The organism is Microbacterium sp. K24 (genome assembly GCF_004794465.1).
Lineage (GTDB): Bacteria > Actinomycetota > Actinomycetes > Actinomycetales > Microbacteriaceae > Microbacterium.
In genome coordinates this window covers 1-6,324 of record NZ_SSDJ01000041.1, presented here as the reverse complement: position 1 = coordinate 6,324, position 6,324 = coordinate 1, and the positions used below count along the sequence as shown (strand labels likewise).

Sequence of the window (6,324 nt, the reverse complement as noted above, 5' to 3'; positions counted from 1 at the left end):
GGTCCGACATCTGGCGTGTCGGCCCCTTCGGGGTGTGCGGCTATTCCGTGACGGCGTCGGCCCCCGTGCCCGGCGCGGTGCCCGCGGCCATCCGTCGCTGCGCTCGGCGGAGGAGGCCGGCGGCGCCCGCGACGAGCAGCAGGACGCCGACCGTCAGGATGGCGATGGTGCCGATCATGGTCGGGGTCAGCGAGGTCGTCCAGTCCGCGATGCCGGATCGACGGTCGTCGTCGGCGAGCAGCCACAGGGCGCCCGCGGCGACCGCGGCGAACAGGAGACCCCACACGATCGCGGCCCAGCGGGTGCGGGGTGCGGTGGACTCGTCGGTGCCGGCGGTCGTGGTGTTCGCGGTGCTCGTGGGCGCGGTCGTCGTGGTCATCGTTCTTCGTCCTTCGGCTCGGAGATCATGATCGTGATGGTGCCGCTGGTCTGGGCGATGGTCACGGGCTGCACGGTCGTCGTCGACACGGACTCCGACGACAGCTTCTCGCTGATGCTGTGCACGTCTCCCTGTCCCTGGCCGCCCCAGGTGCCGCTGTCGATGATGGTGCCGGTGCCCACCTCGACCCGCTCCCATTCCACGGTCGCGGTGTCGACGGTGGCGCGCAGGTCGAGCTCGACGCCGGGATCGACGGAGATCCACGTCGTTCCGGACCCCTTCTCGACCACGATCGGACGGGTGCCGTCGTCGTGCTGGTTGAGGGTGATGTAGAGGTCGCCGAACGGCTGTCGCACGTGCGCGGCCTGGTTGTTGGAGATCGACGCCCAGCCGAGACTGACGTCCTGGAACGCGGAGAAGCCGCCGGCCACCAGACCGCCCGCGAGGGTGAGCACGGTCGCGAAGGCGAGGAAACCGCTGCGGCGGCGGAACGCGCCGGCCACGATCATCCCGAGCGCGAGCACCAGGGCCGCAGACAACAGGCCGAGTGCGCCGCTCGTGCCGTCGCCGCCGTTCCAGAGTCCGACGACGGCTCCGGTCACGATCGCCAGACCGAGCACCGACGCGATGATCGCGAACCCGGCGCGCGGGTTCGAGGCGCGGCGGACGCGACGACGCTCGGCCGCCTCAGCTGCGAACACGGAGGCCGCGGCCTGGCGCTCACGGCGCAGCTGGTCTCTCGCCGCGCGCTCAGCATCCTGCTGGCGGCGACGCCAGGCCTGGTCCTGCTCCTTCCAGGCGGTGTGCTGGGCACGCCACGCGGCGATGTCGGCCGGATCCTGCACGCCCGCCGGAAGGGGTGCCGGGGGCGCAGGGGGAACCTCGCCGGCGAAGGTCTCCGACGGCGCGACCGGCGCGACGTACGCGTCGGGGGAAGTGGCGTCCGTCCCTTCAGCGGTACCCGAACCGCTGAAGGGGACGGACGCGGCCGGGGCCGCCGGATCTGCGGAAGCCATCGGCAGATCCGGCGCGGAAGCACCCGGGGTGCGGCTCGCAGCACGCACGATCAGGAAGAGCAGGCCGCCCACGATGACGAGCCCGACGATCCAGCTGAACAGCGCCAGCGCCGACCAGCTCTCGTAGCCGAACCCGAACAGTCGGCCGGTGAGCGGAGCGGTCGGGACGAGCCCGACGATCGCCATCCCGAGGATGCCGAGCTGCACGGGCTGGTAGTTCTGTCTCAGCAGGTCGCGGGCATGCACGCGGCCGTCGATGTCGGGCAGCAGGGCCCATGCGACCGCGTAGAGGAAGATCACCGGCAGGCCGAACAGGGCGGCGATCACGAGCACGCCGCGCACGATCAGCGGATCGATCCGCAGCCGGGCGGCGATGCCGGCGGCGACGCCGCCGAGCCATCCGTCGGAGCGGGCGACCCCGGGGCCGGCGACCCAGAGGAGGAAGCGCTCGGCGCCCTGCGGGGCGACCGGGCCCGGGCCGCCGGCGCCGGGATCGGCGTGGTCGGCGGGGGGCGGAGGCGCAGTCGGAATCGTCATGCTTCGATCCTGTCGGCACCGGGTGCTCCCCGGCTATGGGGGGAACCCCTGAGCGGCCCCTGGTTCTGGACCGGGGAGGCCCCGGATCGCGCTCGTGGATGATTGGATGTCGACATGTCCTCTTCGGCGCCCGCTCCCGCGCGGACCTCTCCTGCAGAGGCGTCGTCGCGCCCGGCGCTGACCCGTGATCGCGACTGCCTCGTGGCCGGTGTGAGCACAGGACTCGCCCGCCACCTGGGCGTGAAGGTGTGGATGGTGCGCGCGCTCTTCCTCGCTCTCGTGCTCTGCGGCGGCGCCGGCATCCTGCTCTACGCCTGGTGCTGGACCTTCATGCCGTGGGCCGACGGCGAGGGGTCGCCCACGCGACGGATGCCGGTGGCGTGGATCCTCTTCGCCCCGGCGGTGCTCGGCGTGCTGGTCGTGGTGTTCTGGCGCGGCGGCGAGGAGCTGTTCGTGCCGGTCCCCTCGGATGCCTCCGCCGTCCTCGTGTGCGCGACCGTGGCCCTCGCTGCCGGCTCGGGCGTCTGGGCCACGCTGATCGACCGCACCGACACGGCGCGCGGACCGCGACATACGGCGATCCTCCGCATCGCGTCGGTCCTGCTGCTCGCGGTGATGTTCGGGCTGCTCCTCACCAGGCCCGTCGGCAGCGTCGCCCTCGTGCTGATCCCGCTCGCCGGTCTCCTCGCCGTCCTGTCATCCACGCTGATCCCGCGGTGGCGCGAGCTCGCGGGCGAGCGCGTGCGACGCATCCGGGAAGAGCAGCGCAGCGAGATGGCCGCGCATCTGCACGACTCGGTGCTGCAGACCCTTGCGCTGATCCAGAACAGGGCGGGGGCATCGAGCGAGGCTGCCCGTCTCGCGAGAGCGCAGGAGCGCGAGCTGCGCGCGTGGCTGTACGACGGCGATGCCCCGGCCGACAGCGACCTTGCGACCGATCTGCGGGACTATGCCGGGGGACTCGAGCTCGACTATCCGGTGCGGATCGAGGTCGTATCCGCGGGACTCTCCACGGAGCGGGCGAGCGGAGAGCTCGCCGCCGCCGCACGCGAGGCGATGCTCAACGCCGCCCGGCATGCGGCGGGGGAGATCTCGGTCTACATCGAGGGCAGCGCGACCGACGTCGACGTGTTCGTGCGCGACCGCGGCGCCGGATTCCGGCTGGACGACGTGCCCAGCGACCGCCTCGGCGTGCGCGAGTCGATCATCGGCCGGATGCGACGGGTCGGAGGCGCCGGCACCGTGCGCAGTGACGAGAAGGGCACCGAGGTGCACCTGAGGCTCACGACGGGGCCGCGCGGGAGCACCGGCCCGCAGCCGACCCCGGCACAGACGGAGGAGGACGACCGTGGGTGACAGCATCCGGATCGTGATCGTCGACGACCACTCGATCTTCCGCTCGGGGCTGCGCGCCGACCTCGACGCGAGCGTCGACGTGGTCGGCGAAGCGGCGGACGTGCCGTCGGCGATCGCGGTGATCCGCGAGACGCAGCCCGACGTCGTGCTGCTCGACGTGCACCTTCCGGGCGGCGCCGGCGACGACTCCACCGGCGGGGAGTCGGTGATCCGCGGCTCGATGCCCACGGCGTCGCGGTTCCTGGCGTTGAGCGTGTCGGATGCCGCGGCAGATGTCGTGCGCGTCATCCGCGCCGGAGCACGCGGGTACATCACGAAGGGCTCGTCCGGCGCCGAGGTGAGCGGCGCCGTGCACGCGGTGGCCGGCGGCGACGCGGTGTTCTCGCCGCGCCTCGCCGGGTTCGTGCTCGACGCGTTCGGCGCGGTCGCGGGTGAGATCGCCACGGCGACCGACGAGCTCGATCGGCTATCGGCACGCGAGCAGGAGGTCATGCGCCTCATCGCCCGCGGCTATGCCTACAAGGAGGTCGCGGCGGAGCTGTTCATCTCGATCAAGACGGTCGAGACGCATGTGTCGTCCGTGCTGCGCAAGCTGCAGCTGTCGTCACGGCATGAGCTCACCGTCTGGGCGTCGGAGCGGCGCCTGCTCTAGCAGCAGGCGCCTTCTGCGGGCCGCTCAGGCGGCGAGCCAGAGGCCCTTCGACGTCGTCGCGACGGTCAGACCCGCGGCGACCGTCTCATCGTCGCCGATGCGGGCGCCGCGCACGATGCGGGCTCCGGCTCCGACGTCGGTTCGCACGCCCACGTGGGCGTTGTCGCCGATCGCTGCGCCCTGACCGATGTGCGCGTGGGCCTCGATGTGAGCACCCTCGCCGATCACGGCATCCGGTTCGATCCAGGCACCGCGTGCGATCGTCGCCCCGGCGCCGATGCGCGCTCCCGGTTCGATGTACGCGCCGGCCTCGATGTGCGCCTTGGGGTGCACCTTCGCTCCGTGCGCGACGAGACCACGACCGTTGGCGTGCTTGCGATAGCGCAGCGTCGCTCCCTGGTCGTTCTCGATGTCGACGTAGTTCTTGCCCACGATTCCTCCCGTGTTCCGGAGTTCCCCGGATATATCAACAACCACAGGAGGGGCGGATTCATTCCCGCGGATGGATGCCCTTCGTCGGGCTCGGGAACCACCGCTCAGCGCTGGCAGAACGGGCACCAGAACGTGACCCGTTCGCGGGTCGGATCGGCGCCCAGTTCGCCGCGCAGGATCGTCGTCCCGCAGCGCCGGCACGGGCGTCCGGAGCGTCCGTACACCCACGCCGCCTGACCCGGCCGGTCGATGCCGGTGAACGTGCGAGCCATGCGGTCGCGGTTGGCGCGGATCGTGCGGACGCCGAGCTTCAGGAGGGCCGGGACATCGACCTCCGGCGTCGGAGTCGTCGGCAGGATTCCCCGCAGGAACAGGAGTTCCGCCGCGTACTCGTTGCCGAACCCTGCGACGTTGCGCTGATCGAGCAGGGCGACATGGATGCTGCGCGTATCGGCCCCGAGACGGCGGACGGCCTCGGCGATGTCCCAGTCGTCGGCGAGCGGATCGGGCCCGAGATACCCCACGAGCTGCTCTTCGTCGCGGGTGGGCACGACCTCGATCTCGGCGATGTCGACGCCGACCGCCTCGCGGTCGGCGGTGCCCACGATCGCGCGCACCTTGTACGACGGATGCCGCCACTTCTCGCCGGGTCTGTAGACGAACCAGGCGCCGTCCATGCGCAGATGGGAATGGATCGTGCTGTCGCCGACGCGCAGCAGCAGATGCTTGCCGCGGGACACGGCGCCGTGCACCGGCTGGCCGGTCAGATCGAGGGTCGCGAAGCGCGGCACCCGGAGGTCGAAGCGGGTGACCTCGCCGCCGGCCAGCGCCTCGTCGAGGCGCCGCGCCGTGCGGAAGACGGTATCGCCCTCGGGCATCAGGAGGCTCCGGGTCGAGTCGGCAGGGAGTGGGTGCCGGGACCGGCTGCCGCGACCGACGGCCGTGCGGTGCGCGCGAGCATGTCGCGCGCGAGCATGGTGCTGCCGGCGACGGCCACCGGCATGACGACGACGGCGCCGCCCGGGATGAGGAAACACAGCTGGGTCGCGACGCCGAACCCCAGCACCCGGGCGCGGCTGCCGGAGAACAGGGCGGCGCGGTCGGCCGGGGAGAGGTCGCGCGCATCGAAGGCGCGACCGGTGAGCTCTCGCGCGAGGAGCCGTCCGGTGAGGATCACGCCGGCGACCGGACCCAGGAACCCGCCGACCGCGGGGATGAGGCCGATGAGCAGCACGAGGATCGCGATGAGGATGCCGAGCACGATCAGCCGCAATCCCTCGGCGACCGTGGTCCAGAAGCCGCCGCCGTCGGCCGGGGGAGCGTCGCCCAGCTGCACTTCGACCGCGTGCCAGATGCGCTGATAGAACGGGTCGCCGATCGTCAGGGTCAGCGCGGTGAACACAGCGCTGGCCAGGGCGAGCGACGCGACGACGACCACGAAGCCGACCGCACCGCGCACCAGGCCCTTCCACGGCGCCGGCCATTCCTCGGCGAAGGGGGTGATCCAGGCGGCGATCGTGCCCATGTTGAGGGCCAGCGGCACCAGGACGGCGCCGAGGACGACGACCGTGATGATGGCGGGGAGCAGGCCGAGATTCATCAGTCCCGGGCGGGTGCGCCACAGGCCGAATCCGCGCAACAGGGTGCGGATGCCGGCGGCGAACTCTCGGATCATGGCTCTCAGCGTAGGCGGTCCTCAGACCGCCTTGCGCAGCGTGTAGCCGCGCGGGGTAGCGACGAAGCCGGCTTCCTGCAGCGCGACCGCCAGATCGGTGCCGTAGACGCCTTCGCCGTTGATCTTCTCGACGGTGAGGGTGTCGAGACGGCGGGCGCGGGCCGTCGCGGCGAGGTCCGCGGCGGCGGCGCGCAGCACGTCGACGTCGTCGGTGAACGAGATCACGGTGCGCCCGCCGCGCTCGAGGTACAGCACGAGCGCGCCGTCGACGAGCACG

General features: G+C 71.9%; 8 protein-coding genes. 2 read left to right on the top strand and 6 right to left on the bottom strand.

Annotated elements, in window-relative coordinates:
* Positions 1-40 precede the first annotated feature (40 nt).
* Together DW306_RS02080 and DW306_RS02075 are read right to left on the bottom strand one after the other, a co-directional pair.
* Positions 41-379, bottom strand: coding sequence for a hypothetical protein (locus tag DW306_RS02080; RefSeq protein WP_136053989.1), 339 nt, complete (start codon positions 377-379; stop codon positions 41-43).
* Entirely contained in the window at positions 376-1,932 is a 1,557-nt protein-coding gene (locus tag DW306_RS02075; RefSeq protein ID WP_136053988.1) for a PspC domain-containing protein, read from the bottom strand. Before DW306_RS02075 ends, DW306_RS02080 begins: the two co-directional genes overlap by 4 nt.
* Before the next feature lie 114 nt (positions 1,933-2,046).
* On the opposite strand from DW306_RS02075, the gene DW306_RS02070 reads away from it, so the two are divergent.
* Together DW306_RS02070 and DW306_RS02065 are read left to right on the top strand one after the other, a co-directional pair.
* Positions 2,047-3,288 (top strand): PspC domain-containing protein, encoded by a 1,242-nt coding sequence (locus DW306_RS02070; protein WP_136053987.1) that lies wholly within the window; start codon positions 2,047-2,049, stop codon positions 3,286-3,288.
* Positions 3,281-3,940 carry a response regulator transcription factor gene (locus DW306_RS02065; RefSeq protein ID WP_136053986.1) on the top strand — a complete coding sequence of 220 codons (660 nt, stop codon included), beginning with the start codon at positions 3,281-3,283 and terminating at the stop codon, positions 3,938-3,940. Before DW306_RS02070 ends, DW306_RS02065 begins: the two co-directional genes overlap by 8 nt.
* A 24-nt stretch (positions 3,941-3,964) precedes the next feature.
* Here DW306_RS02065 and DW306_RS02060 read toward each other — a convergent pair whose 3' ends face one another.
* The 4 genes from DW306_RS02060 to DW306_RS02045 all read right to left on the bottom strand — a co-directional run.
* Positions 3,965-4,372: a DapH/DapD/GlmU-related protein gene (locus DW306_RS02060; RefSeq protein ID WP_136053985.1), complete on the bottom strand. Its 408-nt coding sequence runs from the start codon at positions 4,370-4,372 to the stop codon at positions 3,965-3,967.
* Between the two features lie 104 nt (positions 4,373-4,476).
* Positions 4,477-5,250, bottom strand: coding sequence for a DNA-formamidopyrimidine glycosylase family protein (locus DW306_RS02055; RefSeq protein ID WP_136053984.1), 774 nt, complete (start codon positions 5,248-5,250; stop codon positions 4,477-4,479).
* Positions 5,250-6,047, bottom strand: a complete 798-nt coding sequence (locus DW306_RS02050; protein ID WP_136053983.1) for an EI24 domain-containing protein — start codon at positions 6,045-6,047, stop codon at positions 5,250-5,252. The genes DW306_RS02055 and DW306_RS02050 overlap by 1 nt, the downstream gene beginning before the upstream one ends.
* Before the next feature lie 21 nt (positions 6,048-6,068).
* A partial coding sequence (locus DW306_RS02045; protein WP_136053982.1) for a hypothetical protein occupies positions 6,069-6,324 on the bottom strand: 256 nt, incomplete at its 5' end.